Source organism: Nonomuraea sp. NPDC050733 (genome assembly GCF_040654215.1).
Lineage (GTDB): Bacteria > Actinomycetota > Actinomycetes > Streptosporangiales > Streptosporangiaceae > Nonomuraea.
Map to the genome: position 1 here is coordinate 143480 of NZ_JBFAHO010000008.1, position 18881 is coordinate 162360.

The 18881-nt window shown below is 72.8% G+C and carries 16 protein-coding genes; 9 read left to right on the forward strand and 7 right to left on the reverse strand.

All coding sequences use genetic code 11. The features are described 5' to 3' along the window. Positions 1-49: 49 nt before the first annotated feature. Positions 50-1033: a UDP-glucose 4-epimerase GalE gene (galE, locus tag AB0H64_RS16980; RefSeq protein ID WP_357624840.1), complete on the forward strand. Its 984-nt coding sequence runs from the start codon at positions 50-52 to the stop codon at positions 1031-1033. An 87-nt stretch (positions 1034-1120) separates the two neighbouring features. Here the strand turns inward: galE and AB0H64_RS16985 are convergent, their stop codons facing one another. Continuing rightward, complete coding sequence (locus tag AB0H64_RS16985) at positions 1121-2005, reverse strand: hypothetical protein (RefSeq protein ID WP_357624843.1); 885 nt, start codon at positions 2003-2005, stop codon at positions 1121-1123. 591 nt (positions 2006-2596) lie between these two features. On the opposite strand from AB0H64_RS16985, the gene sucC reads away from it, so the two are divergent. The 3 genes from sucC to AB0H64_RS17000 all read left to right on the forward strand — a co-directional run bounded on the left by sucC (position 2597) and on the right by AB0H64_RS17000 (position 6501). After that, on the forward strand, positions 2597-3778 hold the full coding sequence (gene sucC / locus AB0H64_RS16990; protein WP_357624845.1) for an ADP-forming succinate--CoA ligase subunit beta: 1182 nt from the start codon (positions 2597-2599) through the stop codon (positions 3776-3778). A gap of 3 nt (positions 3779-3781) precedes the next feature. Next, entirely contained in the window at positions 3782-4657 is an 876-nt protein-coding gene (gene sucD / locus AB0H64_RS16995) for a succinate--CoA ligase subunit alpha (RefSeq protein WP_357624846.1), read from the forward strand. 200 nt (positions 4658-4857) lie between these two features. Next, positions 4858-6501, forward strand: a complete 1644-nt coding sequence (locus AB0H64_RS17000; protein ID WP_357624849.1) for a DUF6350 family protein — start codon at positions 4858-4860, stop codon at positions 6499-6501. A 107-nt stretch (positions 6502-6608) separates the two neighbouring features. Here the strand turns inward: AB0H64_RS17000 and AB0H64_RS17005 are convergent, their stop codons facing one another. Continuing rightward, the gene (locus AB0H64_RS17005) at positions 6609-7028 is read right to left on the reverse strand and encodes a hypothetical protein (RefSeq protein WP_357624851.1); all 420 of its coding nucleotides are present in this window, start codon (positions 7026-7028) and stop codon (positions 6609-6611) included. Between the two features lie 76 nt (positions 7029-7104). On the opposite strand from AB0H64_RS17005, the gene purN reads away from it, so the two are divergent. From purN to AB0H64_RS17020, 3 genes are all read left to right on the forward strand, one after another. After that, the gene (purN, locus tag AB0H64_RS17010) at positions 7105-7734 is read left to right on the forward strand and encodes a phosphoribosylglycinamide formyltransferase (protein WP_357624853.1); all 630 of its coding nucleotides are present in this window, start codon (positions 7105-7107) and stop codon (positions 7732-7734) included. Further along, positions 7731-9275, forward strand: a complete 1545-nt coding sequence (gene purH / locus AB0H64_RS17015; RefSeq protein WP_357624856.1) for a bifunctional phosphoribosylaminoimidazolecarboxamide formyltransferase/IMP cyclohydrolase — start codon at positions 7731-7733, stop codon at positions 9273-9275. The genes purN and purH overlap by 4 nt, the downstream gene beginning before the upstream one ends. Positions 9276-9357: 82 nt before the next feature. Then, a complete protein-coding gene (locus AB0H64_RS17020) occupies positions 9358-9540 on the forward strand; it encodes a hypothetical protein (RefSeq protein ID WP_357624859.1) in 183 nt (60 codons plus the stop codon). Positions 9541-9573: 33 nt separating this feature from the next. On the opposite strand, the gene AB0H64_RS17025 is transcribed toward AB0H64_RS17020, so the two are convergent. The 3 genes from AB0H64_RS17025 to AB0H64_RS17035 are packed head-to-tail and all read right to left on the reverse strand — an operon-like array spanning position 9574 to position 15382. Further along, positions 9574-10488, reverse strand: coding sequence for an ROK family protein (locus tag AB0H64_RS17025; protein ID WP_357624861.1), 915 nt, complete (start codon positions 10486-10488; stop codon positions 9574-9576). Beyond that, positions 10488-11234: a hypothetical protein gene (locus AB0H64_RS17030; protein WP_357624864.1), complete on the reverse strand. Its 747-nt coding sequence runs from the start codon at positions 11232-11234 to the stop codon at positions 10488-10490. The genes AB0H64_RS17025 and AB0H64_RS17030 overlap by 1 nt, the downstream gene beginning before the upstream one ends. Then, positions 11231-15382: an NEW3 domain-containing protein gene (locus AB0H64_RS17035; protein WP_357624866.1), complete on the reverse strand. Its 4152-nt coding sequence runs from the start codon at positions 15380-15382 to the stop codon at positions 11231-11233. The genes AB0H64_RS17030 and AB0H64_RS17035 overlap by 4 nt, the downstream gene beginning before the upstream one ends. Positions 15383-15511: 129 nt before the next feature. Between AB0H64_RS17035 and AB0H64_RS17040 the strand changes: the two genes are divergently transcribed. Continuing rightward, positions 15512-16369, forward strand: a complete 858-nt coding sequence (locus tag AB0H64_RS17040) for a bifunctional methylenetetrahydrofolate dehydrogenase/methenyltetrahydrofolate cyclohydrolase (protein ID WP_357624869.1) — start codon at positions 15512-15514, stop codon at positions 16367-16369. 39 nt (positions 16370-16408) lie between these two features. On the opposite strand, the gene AB0H64_RS17045 is transcribed toward AB0H64_RS17040, so the two are convergent. Then, positions 16409-17152, reverse strand: a complete 744-nt coding sequence (locus AB0H64_RS17045; protein WP_357624871.1) for an SDR family NAD(P)-dependent oxidoreductase — start codon at positions 17150-17152, stop codon at positions 16409-16411. Positions 17153-17270: 118 nt separating this feature from the next. Here AB0H64_RS17045 and AB0H64_RS17050 point away from each other — a divergent pair, with 118 nt between their 5' ends. Next, positions 17271-18191, forward strand: a complete 921-nt coding sequence (locus AB0H64_RS17050; RefSeq protein ID WP_357624873.1) for an RNA polymerase sigma-70 factor — start codon at positions 17271-17273, stop codon at positions 18189-18191. 41 nt (positions 18192-18232) lie between these two features. Here the strand turns inward: AB0H64_RS17050 and AB0H64_RS17055 are convergent, their stop codons facing one another. Further along, positions 18233-18859, reverse strand: a complete 627-nt coding sequence (locus tag AB0H64_RS17055; protein ID WP_357624875.1) for an NAD(P)H-binding protein — start codon at positions 18857-18859, stop codon at positions 18233-18235. Positions 18860-18881 lie beyond the last annotated feature (22 nt).

Here is an 18881-nt window from a genome sequence, read left to right on the forward strand (position 1 = left end):
CATCCGGGCAGGCCGGTGGGCGGTGGATGGTGAGGAGCAGGGGGCTGGCATGAGCGTGTTGATTTCCGGCGGCGCCGGGTTCATCGGGAGCACGGTGGCCTCGGCGTGCCTGGACGCCGGGATCGAGCCGGTGATCCTGGACAACCTCGTGACCGGGCGGCGCGAGTTCACCGAGGGGCGGCCCTTCTACGAGGGCGACATCAGCGACGGCGCGCTGGTCGACAAGGTGTTCGCGGAGCGGCCCGACATCGAGGCCGTCATCCACTGCGCGGCGCTCATCGTCGTGCCGGACTCGGTGGCCGACCCTGTCGGCTACTACCGGGCCAACGTCGCCAAGAGCCTCGACTTCGTCGACCACCTGCTGCGCAACGGGTGCGAGCGGATGATCTTCAGCTCGTCGGCGTCGATCTACCGCGCCGGGGACGACCACACCGTCGACGAGCGCTCGCCGCTCGATCCGCAGAGCCCGTACGCGCGCACCAAGGCGGTGTGCGAGGCCATGTTCGCCGACATCGCCGTCACCCAGCCCGTCAAGGTGCTGTCGCTGCGCTACTTCAACCCCATCGGCGCCGATCCGAGCATGCGCACCGGGCTCCAGCTCCGCCGGCCCAGCCACGCCCTCGGCAAGCTCATCGAGGCGTACGAGGAGGGGACGCCGTTCCAGATCACCGGCACCGACTACCCGACCCGTGATGGCTCCGGCATCCGTGACTACATCCACGTCTGGGACCTGGCGCGGGCCCACGTGGAGGCGCTGCGGCGCTTCGACGGGCTGTTCCCGGAGGGCTCGATCATCAACCTCGGCACCGGGTCGGGCACGACGGTGCGGGAGCTGGCCGACGCGTTCAACCGCGTAGTGGACCGGCCGGTGCAGGTCGTGGAGACGGCGCGCCGGCCGGGCGACGTGGTCGGCGCCTACACGCGCAGCGACCTCGCCGAGCGGCTGCTGGGCTGGCGCGCGGGCTACTCGCTGGAGGAGGGCATCAGGCACTCCCTCGCCTGGGCGGCGGTTCGCGACTCCAGGCTGTCCTAGGAAGGACGTCGGCCTGTCCCGGGCAGACCCCGGACAGGCGTCGCGCCCGCCTCCACCCGATGCGGGGGAGACGGGCGCGATCGGTCGTCAGTGAGCGATGGCGCTCAGCGGGATGGTCTTGGGGCCCGGGATCTGGATCGCCTCGTCCAGGGTCTTGGCGACCTCCAGCTCCGGCGGGGCCGTCACGGTGACGGGCGTGCCCCAGTCGCTGAAGGTGGTCTCGACGCTCACGGTCGCGCCCTTGGCGTCGAAGGCGCCCAGCGCCTCCGCCGGGATGACCGACACCAGCCGGGTCGGCAGGCCCTTGGCGTCAACAGTGAGCTTCCAGCCGATGGAGCCCTTCACGGACTTGGCCGCGGCAATCCCCAGGGTCGCGGCGAACCCGGGAGACGTCTTGCGCAGGTCCTTGGCCGCGACCTTGCCGGTGTAGCCGTCCTTCGTCGCCTTGGCGCCCTTGAGGAGGGTCTTGAGCGTGCCCGGCTCGGCGAGGATGTTCAGCGGCTGGCCGTACGTGGCGGTCATGCCGATGGGCTGGGTGCCGGGGACCCTGATCCAGGACTTGCCGGCGTTGAACACCGCGCTCCACAGGCCGCCCGTGAGATAGGTGTACCGGCCCTTCGTGACGATCCGCTCGGGCATCGTCAGCGCCGTCACGAGGTCGAGGCCCAGCTCGTCCGCCTCCAGCAGCTCGGCGAACTTCTCGGCTTCCTCCCTCTTGATGTTGAACTGGCCGGTGAGGTCGGAGGCGACGACGCCGGAGGCGCCGAACTGGAGTGAGCCGGCACGCCGGAGGGTGATCTGCCGCTTCCCCCCGCTGGCGATCTTGACCTGCTCGACGAACTTGACGCCCTTGCCGGCGACGAACTGCTTCTGGACGGCGGCGACCGGGTTCACCGGCGCGGCCTGGGCCGGGGCGGCCGCGATGAGCGTGGCGGCGGACGCCAGGGCGACGCCGGTGAGGATTCGCTTCATTCTCTATCCTTGTCGTTTCTCATTTGGAGGCTGGAGGATCATGGCAAAGAAAGATCACGAGGATATCTCAGGAGAGGGGCGTCGCAGAGGGAAATATGTGTATTTCTCGTGCAGGTCTGGATTCGCGCCAGAAAACGACGGCCCGTGAGCGGTGCGTCACCGCTGAAGAGCGGGTTCCCTTCCGTACGTGGCCGCTGTCGTCTTCCGGCGGCACGGTGGCGGGGGCGAGGACGGCCCACCGGCGTTCTATCCCATTTGTTTTCGGCCGCACGGAGAAGACGTGATCCGAGTGGGGTGGTCCTCCTCCGGCTCCGCGCTCCAACCGACCCGTCGGTGCTCCGCCCTCCCGGCTTTTGGCGGGGTTTGTCGGCAAATAGCGGCGTACGGGTGCTTCGGGGGCGCAGTTCATCCCTCTTCGGATGCGTGGCGACATGCGGCCGAAGTGAGATCACCGTCACATCACGGCGTATCCGAGACCCGGTGACCAGGGGACGTCAAGCTTGGGGCTAGGCTTCACTGGCGGAAACGCCCGGCACGCACGGGGTGGCCCGGGCCGTCGAACATCAGTCGGATAAGCAAGGACGGACCCTCGTGGACCTGTTCGAACATCAGGCGAAGGAGCTCTTCGCGGACTACGGCATCCCGGTGCCCAAGGGCATCGTCGCCCACACCGTGGAGGAGGTGCGCGCGGCTGCCGAGCAACTCACCGGCAGGGTCGTGGTCAAGGCCCAGGTCAAGACCGGCGGACGCGGCAAGGCCGGTGGCGTGAAGGTGGCCGACGACGCCGCCGACGCCGTCGGGAAGGCCACGGCCATCCTCGGCATGGACATCAAGGGCCACACGGTCCACAAGGTTCTGGTGGAGGAGGCCAGCGCGATCGCGGAGGAGTACTACTTCTCCTTCCTGCTCGACCGCGCGAACCGTACCTTCCTCGCGATCTGCTCCGCCGCCGGCGGCATGGACATCGAAGAGGTCGCCCACACCTCGCCCGAGAAGGTCGCCAAGGTGCCCGTCAACGCCCTCGACGGCATCGACCGGGCCAAGGCCCGCGAGATCGCGGTCGCCGGCGGTCTGCCGGAGCAGTCGCTCGACGGCGCGGCCGAGCTCATCGAGAAGCTCTGGTGCTGCTTCGTCGACGAGGACGCGACCCTGGTCGAGGTCAACCCGATGATCCTGTCGGCTGACGGCCAGGTGAAGGCGCTCGACGGCAAGGTCACGCTTGACGACAACGCCTCCTTCCGCCAGACGGAGCACGAGGGCTACGCCGACAAGGCCGCCGAGGACCCGCTGGAGGCCCGGGCCAAGGAGAAGGACCTCAACTACGTCAAGCTCGACGGCGACGTCGGCATCATCGGCAACGGCGCGGGCCTGGTCATGTCCACCCTGGACGTGGTCGCCTACGCCGGCGAGGCGTTCCCCGGCAAGCCGTCCCCGGCCAACTTCCTCGACATCGGCGGCGGCGCCTCGGCCGAGGTCATGGCCGCCGGCCTGGAGATCATCCTCTCCGACCCGTCGGTGAAGTCGATCTTCGTGAACGTCTTCGGCGGCATCACCTCCTGCGACGCCGTCGCCAACGGCATCGTGGCGGCCTTCAAGCTCCTTGAGAGCCGTGGCGAGGCGGTGACCCACCCGCTGGTGGTCCGCCTCGACGGCAACAACGCCCAGCTCGGGCGGCAGATCCTGGCCGACGCCGCGCTCCCGCGCGTCGAGCTGGTTGACACGATGGACGACGCGGCCAAGCGCGCCGCCGAGCTCGCTGCGGTAGGTGCGTGAGACATGGCTATCTGGCTGACCGAGAACAGCAAGATCATCGTTCAGGGCATGACGGGTGGCGAGGGCACCAAGCACACCCGCCGCATGCTCGCCTCCGGCGCCCGCGTGGTCGGTGGTGTCAACGCCCGCAAGGCCGGCATCACGCACGAGGGCCTGCCCGTGTTCGGCACGGTGAAGGAGGCCATGGACAAGACCGGCGCCGACGTGTCGGTCGTCTTCGTGCCCCCGGCGTTCACCAAGGACGCCGTCAAGGAGGCCATCGACGCGGAGATCCCGCTCTGCGTGGTGATCACCGAGGGCGTGCCGGTCCACGACTCCACGGAGTTCTGGGCGTACGCGGTGGCCAAGGGCAACAAGACCCGCATCATCGGCCCCAACTGCCCCGGCATCGCCTCGCCCGGCGCCTCCAACGCCGGCATCATCCCCGCCGACATCACGACGGCGGGCCGCATCGGCCTGGTCTCCAAGTCGGGCACGCTGACCTACCAGCTCATGTACGAGCTGCGTGACTTCGGCTTCTCGACCGCGGTGGGCATCGGCGGCGACCCCGTCATCGGCACCACCCACATCGACGCCCTCCAGGCGTTCCAGGACGACCCCGCCACCGACGCGATCGTGATGATCGGCGAGATCGGCGGCGACGCCGAGGAGCGGGCCGCCGCCTACATCGAGCAGCACGTCACCAAGCCGGTCGTCGCCTACGTCGCGGGCTTCACCGCCCCCGAGGGCAAGACCATGGGCCACGCCGGCGCGATCGTGTCCGGCTCGGCCGGCACCGCGCAGGCCAAGAAGGAGGCCCTGGAGAAGGTCGGCGTCCGCGTCGGCAAGACCCCCTCCGAGACGGCCCGCCTCATGCGCGAGATCATGCAGGCGCGCTGACCCGGCGCACGTTCCGCGGAAGGCCCCGCACCGGCTCCGGCCGTGCGGGGCCTTCCGCGTTCACCCGGATGCGTTCACCTGGATGCGTTCACCCGGATGCCCCGGGTACGGCTGGAAAGCCCGGCAGAGCCGGATAAAGCTGGCCGCCTGCGGCGCGTCAACCAAGCGCCGGTCGCGAAAGCTTGAGAAAATCGCCTACTGTGACGGCGCTTCTCGACCAGCTGCGGACGGCCCCCCGTTCGGTCCTCGGCAAGATTCCCGGGGTCTCGGACGACGACGAGTCCCGGCGTCCGCTGCCCGTCTCCGGAATGCTCGCCGCGGCCGCCACGCTCGGTGTCGGCCTGGCGGCGCTCACCACGCTCACCCTGGTCGGCTGGATCGCCGCGCCCAGCGGCGCGCTCGGCTCCGGCCTGCCGGGGGTGTTCCGCACGGCCGCCCAGATCTGGCTGGCCGCCCACCACGCCGGCTTCGCGATGCCCGGCGGCCGGGTCGGGCTGCTGCCCCTCGGCCTGGTGGTGCTGCCCGCGATCCTGCTCTACCGCGCCGCCCGCTGGATGGCCCGCGACGCCGACCTGCGGCTTCGGCTCCCGGCCCGGCTGCCGAAGAACAGCCCGCGCGAGAAGGCCAACGCCCGGCGGCGGGCGCAGCTCGTGCTGGTGGCCCAGGCCGGGGTCTCGCTCGCGGCGCCGTACGCGCTGCTGGCGGGCCTGATCGCGCTCGTCGCCCGCAACGAGGTCACCCAGCCCTTCATCGGCGAGGCGCTGCTGAGCCACTTCACGCTGGCGTTCCTGGCCGGCTCGGTGGCGACGGCGCGCACCATCGGGCCGTGGCGGGCGATGCTGAGGCTGCTGCCGGGGCGGGTACGGGCGCTGACCGTCGGCACGGCGGTGGCCACGGCGGTGCTGCTGGTGGCGGGGTTCGCGCTGGTGCTCGTGGCGGTGGTGCTCAACTTCGGCCAGGTGCGCGAGCTGACGAACGTGCTCTCGCCCGGGTTCGTGGGCGGGCTGCTGCTGCTGCTGGTCCAGATCCTCTACCTGCTGAACGTCGTCATCTGGGCGCTGTCGTACATCGCCGGGCCGGGCTTCGCCATCGGCACCGGCACGCTGGTCGCGCCCACGGGCGTGCAGCTCGGCACGGTGCCGAGCCTGCCGCTGCTGGGCGCCCTGCCTGACAGCGGCACCGTGCCGCCCTGGATGATGGCCGTCGTCGCGCTGCCGTTCGCGGCCGGGGCGCTGGCGGGCGTGGTGGTCGCGCGCATCTCGCCCTCGCCGTCGTACGAGGCCGCCCCGCTGTGGGGCTTCCTGACCGGCGTCACGACCGGCCTGGTGGCGGCGCTGCTCGCGGCGCTGTCCGGCGGCCCGATCGGCGGCGGCCGGCTGGCGGCCATCGGACCGTCGCCGTGGGAGGTGGCCCTGTCGGTCGCGCTGGAGGTGGGCGTGGCCGCGGGCATCTCGGCCGGGATCACCAACATCCTGCTGCTCAACCGGCGGGCCCGCGCGCCGCTGGACAAGGCGGCGGAGCCCGTGCGCAAGGCCGGGGCCGCGATCGCCCGCGCGGCGAGCAGGGTGGGGCTGGCCGAGTCCGACGCCAAGCCGCTGCCCGGCCACTGGCTCGACGCCACCGAGGCCGACACCCAGCCCATCCCGGTCATCCGCGACGACTGGACGGACGAGCACGCCTCGGCCGAGGCGGAGACCAGGGCCCAGGCGCGCCCCCACACGGGGACGGGGCACGGGCGCCTGCGGCGTACGGACATCGTGGACGTGTCGGATGACCGCGGCGGTCACGTCATCTACGTCGACCCCTACGCCTGGGACCGCGACGACCGCGACGACCGCGAGTAGCGCGCCTCGGCGCCCGCGTCAGCACGACCGGGTCAGCGCGACCGGGTCAGCGCGACCGGGTCAGCACGACCGGGTCAGCGCGACGGCGCCGGGACGACGGCGGGGCGTCAGGGCTGGACGGCGCCCAGCATGTCCAGCACGTCGGCCGGCAGCTTGCGCTGCGCCGCGTCCCTGAACTGGGTGAAGCACTCACCCTGGGACGAGACGGTGCCCGCCCCCTTCATGCACTCCTGGTACGCGGAGTACTCGTCCATCAGGTAGAGCTGCAACGCCGTCGCCATGGCCGACAGCGCCAGCGCGACCGCGGACACGATGATGCCGCCCACCGCGGTGCCCGTGGGCCGGCCCGCCTCCTTGAGACGGGGCAGGGCCCGGATGCCGGCCATGAGCGCGAACGCCGCCATCACCAGCCCGGCGAGCGGCAGCATGAACGTCATGGCGAGCGCTGCGATGGACAACCAGATCGCGCGGCGACCCGCGGAATCCGCGGGCTGCTGACCCGCCGGCGCCTGCACCGGTGTCGACACCTGACCTCCTCTGCGTGCCCGGGCGAGGAGCGGATACGCTGGCAGCCCCACCCCGTTTTTCTCTCTTGGAGTGCGCGTGTCAAAGGCTGGGCGGCTCGTCGTCCTCGTCTCCGGCTCTGGAACCAACCTACAGGCCCTTCTGGACGCTTCTGCCGACCCGGCGTACGGCGCCGAGATAGTCGCCGTCGGCGCCGACCGTGACGGCATCGAGGGCCTCGCCCGCGCGGCCAGAGCCGGCGTGCCGACCTTCGTGGAGAGACTGGGCGACCACCCGACACGGGAGGCGTGGGACGAGGCGGTCGCGGCCCGGATCTCCTCCTACGAGCCGGACCTTGTCGTGTCGGCCGGCTTCATGAAGATCCTCGGCGCGCCGACGCTCGGCGCCCATCCGGTGCTCAACACCCATCCCGCGCTGCTGCCGTCGTTCCCCGGAGCCCACGGTGTGCGCGACGCGCTGGCCCACGGGGTGAAGGTGACGGGGTGCACGGTGATGCTGGCCGACGCGGGTGTCGACTCGGGGCCGATCATCGCGCAGGAGGCGGTGCCGGTGCTGCCCGACGACGACGAGGCGGTGCTGCACGAGCGCATCAAGGTCGTCGAGCGCCGCCTGCTCGTGGAGATCGTCGGCCGGATGGCCCGTGAGGGCTGGACGGTCAGCGGACGCACGGTCCGCATCGGGAACGCAACAGGAGAGGAATCCAAGTGACTCGCATCGCCATCCGGCGCGCGCTGATCGCGGTGTACGACAAGTCGGGCCTGGAGGAGCTGGCCAGGGCGCTCGACGGCGCGGGTGTGGAGATCGTGTCGACGGGCGGCACCGCCGCCGCGATCGCGTCGTACGGCGTGCCCGTGACGAAGGTCGAGCAGCTCACCGGGTTCCCCGAGTGCCTCGACGGCCGGGTCAAGACGCTCCACCCGCGCGTTCACGCCGGGCTGCTGGCCGACCTCACCAAGCAGCACCACGTGGCCCAGCTGGAAGAGCTGGAGATCGACCCGTTCCAGCTCGTGGTGGTCAACCTCTACCCGTTCGAGCAGACGGTCGCCTCGGGGGCGAGCGACGCCGAGTGCGTGGAGCAGATCGACATCGGCGGCCCGGCGATGATCCGCGGCGCCGCCAAGAACCACAGCACGTGCGCGGTCGTGGTCGACCCGTCCTCCTACGGCGGCGTGGTCGACGCGCTCGCCCAGGGCGGCTTCACGCTGGAGGAGCGCAGGCGGATGGCGGGCATCGCCTACGCCCACACCGCCTCCTACGACGTGGCCGTGGCCAACTGGTTCTCCGCCGGCGCCGCCGAGCGCGACGAGGCCTGGCCCGAGTTCGCCGGTGAGACGTGGACGCTGAAGCACCCGCTGCGCTACGGCGAGAACCCGCACCAGCGCGCGGCCCTCTACACCGAGGGCGGCGGCGGCCTGGCCAACGCCGAGCAGTTGCACGGCAAGGAGATGTCCTACAACAACTACCTCGACGCCGACGCGGCCTGGCGGGCGGCGTGGGACTTCGCCGAGCCCGCGGTCGCGATCATCAAGCACCAGAACCCGTGCGGCATCGCGGTCGGGGCCGACGTGGCCGAGGCGCACCGCAAGGCCCACGCCTGCGACCCGGTGTCGGCGTACGGCGGCGTGATCGCGGTCAACGGCGAGGTCACCGCCGAGCTGGCGGGCCAGATCGCGGAGGTGTTCACCGAGGTCGTCGTCGCGCCCGCGTTCGCCGAGGAGGCGATCGCGGTGCTGACGCGCAAGAAGAACATCCGCCTGCTGCTGTGCCCGCAGGGGCCGTCGCGGCCGGCCGAGTCGCGGCAGATCGACGGCGGCCTGCTGGTCCAGCTCGTGGACAAGGTGGACGCGCCGGGCGACGCGCCGGAGAGCTGGGAGCTGAAGACGGGTACGCCCGCCTCGCCCGAGGTGCTGGCCGACCTGGCCTTCGCCTGGCGGGCCTGCCGCTCGGTCAAGTCCAACGCCATCCTGCTGGCCTCCGGCGGGGCGACCGTGGGCGTCGGCATGGGGCAGGTCAACCGGGTCGACTCCTGCCGCCTCGCCGTGGGCCGCGCGGGCGAGCGGGCCGCCGGCGCGGTCGGGGCCTCCGACGCCTATTTCCCGTTCGCCGACGGGCTGGAGGTGCTGATCGAGGCCGGCGTCAAGGCCGTCGTGGAGCCCGGCGGATCCATCCGCGACCAGGAGGTCATCGACGCGGCGGAGAAGGCGGGCATCACGCTCTACTTCACCGGAACGCGCCACTTCTTCCACTGAACCGCGCCAGAAGGGCTCCAAGCATCAAACGAGTGCGGCTACCCTGTGGTCGCCGCCTCAAACCTCGCCTGGGAGTGCCCCTATGGCCCTGCTCGACTCGATCCTGTACGCCTTCGTGACGCTGAACGGCATGTCGACGAGCCCCTTCGTGCTCATCGCCCTCGCGTTCGTGGGCGCCTACCTCGGCGCCCGCGTCGTGGAGATCATCCCGTTCACCCGCAGGATCATCGAGCGGCGCAACGCCGCGGCGAACGAGGCCGAGTAGCCACCCGGCCTCTCCCCGACGACTCCGCCGCGGTCAGCCGGCTTCGGCGGAGTGGTCCCACGCGAGCCTGGCCGCGCCCGCGAGCGCGGCCCGCACGCCCAGCGTGGTCGGCCGTACCTCCACGGCCCTGACGAACGCCAGCCCGGCCACCTCGTCGAGAGCCCGCGCCAGCGGCTCGAACAGCACCGGGCCGGCTCCCGACACGCCGCCGCCGATGACCACCCTGGTCACCTCGGTGGCGGCGGCCGTGGAGGCGATCATGCCGGCCAGCGCCCGCGCGCCCCGCTCGAACGCGGCCACCGCGACCGGTTCGCCCTTCGCGGCGTCGCCGGCGAGCGTCCGCGCGTCGGCCGGCTCGCCCTCCGGGACCTTCCAGCCGTTGGCCAGCGCCCAGCGGGCCAGGTTCGGGCCGCTGGCGTACCGCTCGACGCAGCCGCGCCCGCCGCACTCGCACAGCTCGCCGTACGGGTCGATCGTCATGTGACCGACGTGCCCGGCGTTGCCGGTGGGGCCGAGCAGCGGCACGCCGTCGATCACCAGGCCGCCGCCGATGCCGGTGGACACCACGATGCCCAGCAGCGCGGAGCTGCCGCGTCCGGAGCCGAGCCAGTGTTCGCCCAGAGCGAAGCACTGGGCGTCGCCCGCCAGCACGGTGGGCGCCCCGGTGAGCCGTCGCACCTCCTCGCGCAGCGGGAAACCGCGCCAGCTCGGCATGTTCACCGGACTGACGGTGCCGGCCGCCAGGTCGAGCGGGCCGGCGCAGCCGATGCCGACCGAGAGCGGCGCCGGTCCGTCGCCGACGACCTCGCCGATGAGCGCGGTCAGGGCGGCCATGACGTCCGTACGCGGCGTCGGGCGGGTCGCGGAGCGGGTGGCGGAGCCGTCCCGGTCCACGAGGGCGGCGGCGAGCTTGGTGCCGCCGATGTCGATCGCGAGGACGTGGCCCATCAGTGCTTGTGGTGGTTGTCGGGCTGGCGGGGGTCGCCAGGGTGTTCGAGACCGGGCACGAGTCGGATCCTTTCGGCGCGCTGCTGGTCGAGCCACCGGGCGAACGCCCGGCGCCGCGCCGCCTCGGCGGCGCGGGGGTCTGATTGCTGGGGGAGTCGCTGAGGAGGCTCGGGCCACGCCTGGGCGACGTGCCAGCCGAGCGCGTCACGCACCGGCCCGGCGAGCGTCCCGTACGGCAGGCTCCGCAGCGCGGCGCTCACCGCGGCCGGGAGGGAGCCGAGCGCGACGGCGCCCAGCGGTTCGAGGTCGCCGGCCGTGGCGGACCGGGCGCCGTCCTCGTCGGCGAACAGCCGGTGGCGGACCCGGTGCAGCGGCGGCTCCGCCGGCCGGTCCGGTGTCCGCCAGGCCGCCGGCACCTCGGCGGGCGTCGCCTCGAACACGGCCCGCACCCACGGGTTGCCGTCGCAGGCCGAGGCGTTGACGGACCCCAGCTCCACGGCGGCCCGCCGGTCGAGCGGCCGGCCGTCCACCGGGGCCAGGCCCCGATCCGCGGCCTCCCGCTCGCAGAGCACCTCGGTCAGGACGAACTGCGTCACCCACCTGGCGAGCTGGCGGTCCTCGGAGCCCCCGGGCGCGGGCAGCGCGGCGGCCAGCGGCCCCTCGCGCAGCTCCCGCAGCCGCCGCTCCAGCCGCTCAGGCCCCACGGGCAGCCCGTCCACCCAGCCGATCACCGCACGGCGTGTCACCGGGTCACCTCCAGCCGCACCGCCGGGGCGTACTGGCAGCGGCCGAACCACATCACCTTGGCCAGCGCCCACGCGTGCCCGGCCGGCGCGTCCGCCGGGGCCTCCACGGGGAACTCCACGTCCACGGACGCGCCCGGCCCCACCGCGAACCCCCTGACGACCGAGGGCAGCAGCTCCCACGTCCCCCACGGGGCGGCGAGCTGGGCCTCGCCCCTGATCTCGCCGGCGGTCGTGTTCGCCAGCCGTACGACGATCGCCGAGCGCTCGCCGGGACGGACGGACAGCGACTCGGGCAGGACCGACACGGACAGGCCCGTGGCGCGGCCCTCGGTCGCGCTGGTGCCGCGCGTGGCCGGGCCCGGCTCCGGGAGCGTGCCCGGCACGGGCAGCTCGGGGGCGTCGCCGAGCGCGACCGTGACGACGTCCTCGACGAGCTGGCCGCCGGCGGTCGTCCGGGCGGCGACGAAGTGCAGTCCCCGGCCGGGCGCGGGCGTGACCGTGACGGGGAAGCGCAGATGACCGCCCGCCTCCAGGCGGAAGACGCGCCGCGAGGGCGTGGCCGTCCAGCCGTCGGGCACCAGCACGTCCACGACGCCCTCGTGCGCGGCGTCGGTGAGCTGGGAGGCGGCCACGACCTCGATCTCGAACGGCTCCCCGGCCCGCGGCGTCACCAGCCCCGGCGTGACGGCGATCGACACCGGCAGGTAGCCGAGCGGGGCGGGACCCTTGTTGTGCAGCCAGTAGCGGCTGTGGACGGGCTGGGCCGCCTCCGCCGTGGCGCCCAGCTCCGGCGCGAGGGGAAGCCGCGCGGCCGGGGCGACGAACGTGGCGACCTCCGAGCCGGCCAGCGCCGGCTCACCCGCCGGCTCCTTGGGACGTTCGAGCAGGTCGGCACGGACCAGCCCGTCCAGCGGCAGCACCGGCGAGCCGAGCTCCACCCGGGAGCCCAGCCCGGTCGACTCGACCAGCCGGATCGTCACCCCCTCGCCGGCCGGCCGGGACAGGCCGCGGGCGTGCGGATCGCCGGTGGCCTTGACCGTGCCGAGCAGCACGTCGCGGGCCGGCTCGACGGTCAGCAGCGAGTACGACGCGGGCAGCGGGCCGTCCTGGGCGTCCACGACGCGGGGCAGGAGCGGGGTGACGAACTCCTGGCCGGCCGCGGGCAGCCGCAGGGCGCGCCAGTCGCCCTCGCCCGCCGCCAGCGCGTACGAGAACTCGTGCGTCCAGTGCTGGAGCTGGAACGCCGACCCGTCCGGGCTGGTGCGGCGCGGCGGGTCGAGCCAGATGCCCGACGGCCAGCCGGTGCACGACCGCATGAGCGACAGATGCAGCGCGCCCGACGGGTCCACCGCGAAGCCCGGCAGCCCGTACGTGAGCAGGGCGACGGTCCGGTCGTCGAGCTCCTCGGAGCCGAGCGGGCACACGGCCCGGATCGTGGCGTCGGCCAGGTCGGCCGCGAGAGCGGGCACGGACTCCGTCAGCGGACCGGCGACGACCAGCGCCGGCAGGGCCCGTACGTCCCGCAGGTCCGCGCCCGGCCGCCAGACCTCCGTCAGGGGCCGCTCGGCGGGCACCCACACGGCCGCCGCGCCCGACTTCAGCGCGTCCAGGTACGCGGGGTCGCTCCGGCGCAGCAGCTCGGCCGCCAGCGGGTTGACGTCCGGGCCGCCCAGGACGATCCGCACGTCCGGCAGGTTGGAGTCGACGTCCAGCCAGCCGTACCGCGACCCGGGGGCGGCCGACGTGGTGGCGGTCACGCCCACGCGGGCCAGCGCCACCACCAGGTCGCGGGCGGCCGGCGCGTCCTCCTGGGCCGGCACCACGACCTCGGCCACCCCGATCGCCCGCGTCCCGGCCTCGCCGAGGTCCACCCGGGCGGTGGACGACAGGCCGAACCAGGTGTTCGCCGGGTTGTCGAGCGTCCACGGGTGCTCGGCCGAGTCGGAGTCCGGGAGCGCGAAGCCCCGCCCCACGACGGCCCCGGCGACGTCCGACACCGGCAGCGCGCCGGCCACGCGGGCGGGGAAGCGCACCCGAAGCAGGCGGTCGGCGCCGGTGTAGTCGAGCACGCGGGTGGTGAAGCCGATCCGGTCGCACCCGTCGAGGAGGGTGACGACCTGCTCGTACGCGACCTCGCCCACGCGGCCCGTGACGGTGAGCCGCCGGCCCACCGCGCTCTCCTCGGCGCGCACGGACAGCGCCGGGGCGTCGCCGGAGCCGACGGCGTGACCCGTGGGCATGAGGTGCCAGGGGCCCTCGCCCATGTCGGGGTGCTGCGGGTACTCGTCGTGGAGGCGCAGCTCGTTGCCCAGGCCGGTGAGCAGCTCGCGGCCCGTGGCCAGGTCCACGACCGACGACAGGCCGCCGCCGCGCTCCGGGTCCGCGGTGACGCGCCAGCGCCCGTTCGCGATCGACACGCCGGCCACGGGGCGCCAGCCCTCCCCGTCGCCCTCCTCGACGGGGTAGGTGCTCCACCCCATCGACGGCACGTCGCGGGCCAGGAACGTCGCCGTCCCGTCCTCGTGCGCCGCGGGCACGCCGGCCACCCGCCGCCCCGGTCCGAGCCGTACCCGGACCAGACCGTCGCGGGTGAACGGCAGCGTGTTCGTCACCACCACGCCCGGCCCGTCCGACGCGATCCGGCCGGTCAGCCTGTCGAGCGCCCGGTCACGGGCGCCGGAGGCCAGGTCGTACGCCTCGCGCCAGCCGGTCAGCAGGTCCACGTACACCTGGTCGGACTCGGAGCCGGTGATCGCGTCGTGGTGCGCGCCGTAGGCGAGCTGCCGCCACACCTTGTCCAGCGCGGTGTACGGGTAGCCGCCGAGGCCCAGCAGCGCCGCGAACACCGACAGCCGCTCCGCGTCGAGCGCGGCCACCTCCGCGGCGCGCTGCGCCTGCTTGGTGTCGATGTAGGAGACGTCCTTGCCGGTGTAGACCGGGTTCATGTCGCGCGTCTGCGGGCTGAACGCGGGCACGTCGGCCCGGACCGCGTCCAGGAAGGCGCGCGGCGTGCTGCACACGAACCGTGGCCAGACGTACCGCGACGCCCACGAGCGGTGGATGTCGGTCACCCACTTGTTCGGCGGGGTGTAGTCGGTGCCGACGGGCAGCAGGACGTGCCGGCCGGCGGCGACGGGCCTGAGCTGCCGGTACAGGTCGTACACCGCCCGCTCGGCCTCCTCCAGCGACGGCGCGGAGTCCATCGCCCAGCCGGCCGAGTAGTGCGCGGGCATGTAGTGCGTCAGCACGCCCAGCCCCGACGGCGAGATCCACTCGAACTCGCTGGGGAACTGCATCACCGTCGCGTCGTCCTGGGGCACGCCGAAGTTCTTGTGGATCGGCCCCCACTGGTGGAACGGCCCGCGCGCCCATGCGCTGCCCGTCAGCCCCGCCGCCGCCAGGTAGCCGGGGAACTGCGGGTCGTGCCCGAACACGTCGAGCTGCCAGGCCGTACGGGGATCGCCGCCCAGGATGTCACGCTGGTAGCCGACGCCGTACACGATGTTGCGGATCGTGGTCTCCGCGCCGGTCAGGTTCGTGTTGGGCTCGTTGTACGTGCCGCCGACCAGCTCGGCCCGGCCCTCGCGGACCAGGGCGCGCAGCTCGGCCCGCCGTTCGGGGTGGGTGTCGAAGAACGGCTTGAGATAGTCGACCTCGGCCAGCACGAACCGGTAGTCGGGATCGCGCAGGGCCAGCTCCATGTGCGCCTCGACCAGGGCGAACGCGTTGCGCTCCCACAGCGGCCTGGTTGTCGAGTCGCCCGACAGCAGCTCCCACGGGCTGGTGTAGGCGGCCTGCGTGTTCCACCAGACCGGGTCGTAGTGGAAGTGCGACACCATGTGGACGGTCCAGCCCGGCTCCTCGGCCGTGACCAGCACGTCACGCCCGTCACCGTCACGGCCCAGGGTGACGCGGCAGGGGACCACCGTGCCGGGCTCCGCCGACACGGCCAGCGGCACCTCCAGCGTGAGCGCGCCCACCCCCGCGGGCACGCTCACCGGCTCCGCGCACGCGATCCCCGGCCCCCGGACGTCCAGCTCCGCGTCCTGCCCGCCGCGCTCCGCCGTGACCCGAAGCACCTGGTACGGCAGCCCCGGTGAGCCCACGAACAGGTCGGTCGGCTCCACGGACAGCAGGCGGGCGGGCAACGTGACTCCCTCGGTGAGCGCGTGGCTGGCGACGTCACACTATGCCGTCCGCCCGGCGATGACAACGATGTCAACGGGGCTGAGGGTGGGGTGCTCGGGCCCCGGCCGGACGTGGAAGGATGGGGTGACATGAGCGCAGTGAAACTCGACGGCAAGGCCACCGCCGCCCGCATCAAGGCCGACCTCACGACGCGGGTGGCCGCGCTCAAGGAGCGAGGTGTCACACCGGGCCTCGGCACCGTCCTCGTCGGCGACGACCCGGGCAGCCAGATCTACGTGGCGGGCAAGCACCGCGACTGCGCCGAGGTGGGCATCGCCTCCATCCGCGTCGACCTGCCCGACACCGCCACGCAGGCCGACGTCGAGGCCGCCATCGACGAGCTCAACGCCTCGCCCGCCTGCACCGGCTACATCGTCCAGCTCCCGCTGCCCAAGCACCTGGACACGATGGCGCTGCTGGAGCGCATGGACCCGGCCAAGGACGCCGACGGCCTCCACCCGGTCAACCTCGGCCGCCTCGTCCACATGGTCGAGGCCCCGCTGCCCTGCACGCCCCACGGCATCGTGCTGCTCCTCCAGGAGTACGGCGTGCCGATCAAGGGCGCCGAGGTGGCCGTGGTCGGGCGCGGCATCACCGTGGGCCGCTCGCTCGGCCTCCTGCTCACCCGCCGCAGCGAGAACGCCACGGTGACCCTCTGCCACACCGGCACCCAGGACCTGGCCGGCCACGTCCGCAGGGCCGACATCGTGGTCGCGGCGGCGGGCGTCCCCGACCTCATCACCGCCGACATGGTCAAGCCGGGCGCGGCGGTCCTCGACGTGGGCGTCTCCCGCGTGGAGGGCAAGATCGCGGGAGACGTGGCGGCGGACGTGGAGGAGGTGGCGGGCTTCCTCACCCCCAACCCGGGCGGAGTCGGCCCCATGACCCGCGCCCTGCTCCTGTCCAACGTGGTCGAGGCGGCCGAGAAGGCCCTTCCCCGGGGGTGACCGGCCGCGACGACGACGCCTGGGTCGGTCGCGCGGCGGTCACCAGGCGACGGGGCCGAGGCGGTCGATGAAGGTGCCGGTCGGGCCGTCGGGGGCGATCATCGCGAGTTTCACGATCGAGTCGGTGCCCTCGGTGACCGTCAGCTCGCCGGTGTGGTGGTTCATGTCCGTGGCGGCGAACTTGCGGTTGGCGACCTCTCCTGGGGTGGCGACGTTGAACTTGATGTCCGGGAGCGCCTGGGCGTACCGGACCGTGATCATGTTCAGCGCCGCCTTCGACGAGCTGTAGGCGAGCTCGTGCATCTTCGAGACGGGCTGCTCCGGATCGGTCACGACCGCGAAGGAGCCGCCACCGCTGGACACCATCACCACCCGCGGATTGTCCGCCGCCCGCAGCAGGGGGAGGAACGCGTGCGTGACCCTGATCGGGCCGTACACGTTGGTGTCGTAGACGGAATGGATCTCTTCGGCCGTCGCGTCCGCGGGCGCGACGATGTTCCCCGGCGCGCCGGCGTTGTTGATCAGCACGTCCAGCCGGTCGGTGTGCTCCCGGACGAGCCGTACGGCGTCGGCCACGGACTCGTCCGAGGTCACGTCCAGCGGGACCAGGACCACGTTCGCGCCGCCGGCGGTCAGCTTGTCGGCGGCCGACCGGCCGCGGCCTTCGTCGCGCGAGCCGAGAAAGATCGTCCAGCCTTCTTCCCCGAGCCGCCGGGCCGACTCGAAGCCGAGTCCCTTGTTGCCGCCGGTGATCAGTACCGAGGTGTGTCGCGTGTTCGTCATGCCCTCTGAGACGACGTAGCCCGCCCGGTTGTGACATGGGGTGGGCGCGGGCTGGTGGCCGGCTCGGCGGGGGGCTGCGCTAGCCTTCCTGGCGTCGGGGCTTCGAGGACGGGCTGGGATGACGCGAGAGCAGGAATTCGAGGAACTTCGACCGCTGTTGTTCTCGATCTCCTACCGGATCCTGGGCAGCGTGACCGAGGCCGAGGACGCCGTCCAGGAGACCTGGCTGCGCTACGCGAAGACCTCGACGCGACCGCGTTCCCTCAAGGCGTTCCTCTCGACGACAGTCACCAGGATCTCGATCGACGTGCTGGGCTCGGCCCGGGTTCGCCGGGAGCAGTACGTCGGGCCGTGGCTGCCCGAACCGCTGCTCGCCGACCCCTATCAGGACCCGGAACGCTCCGTGGAGCTTGCCGACTCGGTGTCGATGGCGGCGCTCCTGCTGCTGGAGCGCCTGAGCCCGCTCGAACGCGCGGTGTTCGTGCTCCGGGAGGTGTTCGGGTTCGAGTTCGCGGAGGTCGCCTCGGCGGTGGATCGCTCGGAGGCGGCATGCCGCCAGCTCGTGTCACGGGCACGCCGCCACATGCAGGACGGCCGGCCCCGGTTCGAGGCCGACCGGAGGAAGCGCGCGGAACTCGCCGGCCGGTTCTTCGACGCCTTCAGGGAAGGGGACGTCGCCGGGCTGCGCGCGCTCCTCGCCGCCGACGCTCAGCTGGTCAATGACGGCGGCGGCAAGGTCGGGGGGAAGATCCCCGTTCACGGCGTCGACAAGATCGCTCGCGCCCTGGCCGTCACCGTGCCGCCGTTCATCCGGATGGGCGCCGCGCTGGAGACGTACGAGGTGAACGGTCAGCCGGGCGCGATCCTCCGCGACCGCGACGGCAGGGTGATCAACATCTGGGCGCTCGACATCCTCGACGGACGCATCCAGATCATCCGCTCGGTGATCAACCCGGACAAGCTCGGGCACCTGGGCCCCGTCGCCGACCTCCACGCGCTCCTCCGCGAAAAGAAGGAGACTCGCGGGCAGGCGACATGACCCGCCTGCCGGCGAAGGTACGCGCCTGCTACGTCATGCCGTCATGACACGGCCAGGTGGCTGCGGTGGTGCCGTGGGGTCTCGGCCTCGTCGAGCAGGACGAGGGCGAAGTCGGCATAGGAGATGCGCGCCGCGGGGTCACCGTGCTCGCGGATCTCGTAATGGCCGGTGCGCTCCCCCTCATGGTCGAAGTCGCCGGCCGGGCTGACGTACACCCAGTCCAGCGCGCCCCCTTCGGCGTGAAGCACCGCGAGACCGTCGGCGTGCGCCAGGCAGAAGGGCCGGAACTCGGCGGGGAAACCGGGCATGTCCAGCAGGCCGGTCCCATCGGGGCCGGGCAGGAGCGATGCGAGCCCGACCGCGACGAGCCTGTCCACCCCGGCCTGTCCCAGGCCCTTGATGAGGGCGTGCGCGGCGCTGGTGAAGAACGCCTCCGGCCCGACTTCCGCCGCCGCGTTGATCGCGACGTCGTGCCCGGCCGCGAGGGCGGCGACGTCCGCCGCGTCGGTGACGTCCCCGGCGGCGACCCGTACGCCCTCGTCCGCCAAGCCGCCGTAGCGGGACGGGTCGCGGACCACCGCGGTGACCTGGTGTCCACGCCGGCGCGCTTCGGCGACGGCCTGCCGGCCGGCCCGGCCACCGGCTCCGAAAATCACGAACCTGCTCATCGTCGGAATACCTCCTGTTGAC

Excerpts from the sequence above, each read along its gene's own strand:
- AB0H64_RS17055 (WP_357624875.1), bottom strand. The coding sequence starts at position 18,859 with ATGAGCAGGTTCGTGATTTTCGGAGCCGGTGGCCGGGCCGGCCGGCAG.
- AB0H64_RS16985 (WP_357624843.1), bottom strand. The coding sequence starts at position 2,005 with ATGAAGCGAATCCTCACCGGCGTCGCCCTGGCGTCCGCCGCCACGCTC.
- AB0H64_RS17045 (WP_357624871.1), bottom strand. The coding sequence starts at position 17,152 with ATGACGAACACGCGACACACCTCGGTACTGATCACCGGCGGCAACAAG.
- galE (WP_357624840.1), top strand. The coding sequence starts at position 50 with ATGAGCGTGTTGATTTCCGGCGGCGCCGGGTTCATCGGGAGCACGGTG.
- AB0H64_RS17020 (WP_357624859.1), top strand. The coding sequence starts at position 9,358 with ATGGCCCTGCTCGACTCGATCCTGTACGCCTTCGTGACGCTGAACGGC.
- AB0H64_RS17050 (WP_357624873.1), top strand. The coding sequence starts at position 17,271 with ATGACGCGAGAGCAGGAATTCGAGGAACTTCGACCGCTGTTGTTCTCG.
- AB0H64_RS17025 (WP_357624861.1), bottom strand. The coding sequence starts at position 10,488 with ATGGGCCACGTCCTCGCGATCGACATCGGCGGCACCAAGCTCGCCGCC.
- sucD (WP_357624846.1), top strand. The coding sequence starts at position 3,782 with ATGGCTATCTGGCTGACCGAGAACAGCAAGATCATCGTTCAGGGCATG.
- AB0H64_RS17040 (WP_357624869.1), top strand. The coding sequence starts at position 15,512 with ATGAGCGCAGTGAAACTCGACGGCAAGGCCACCGCCGCCCGCATCAAG.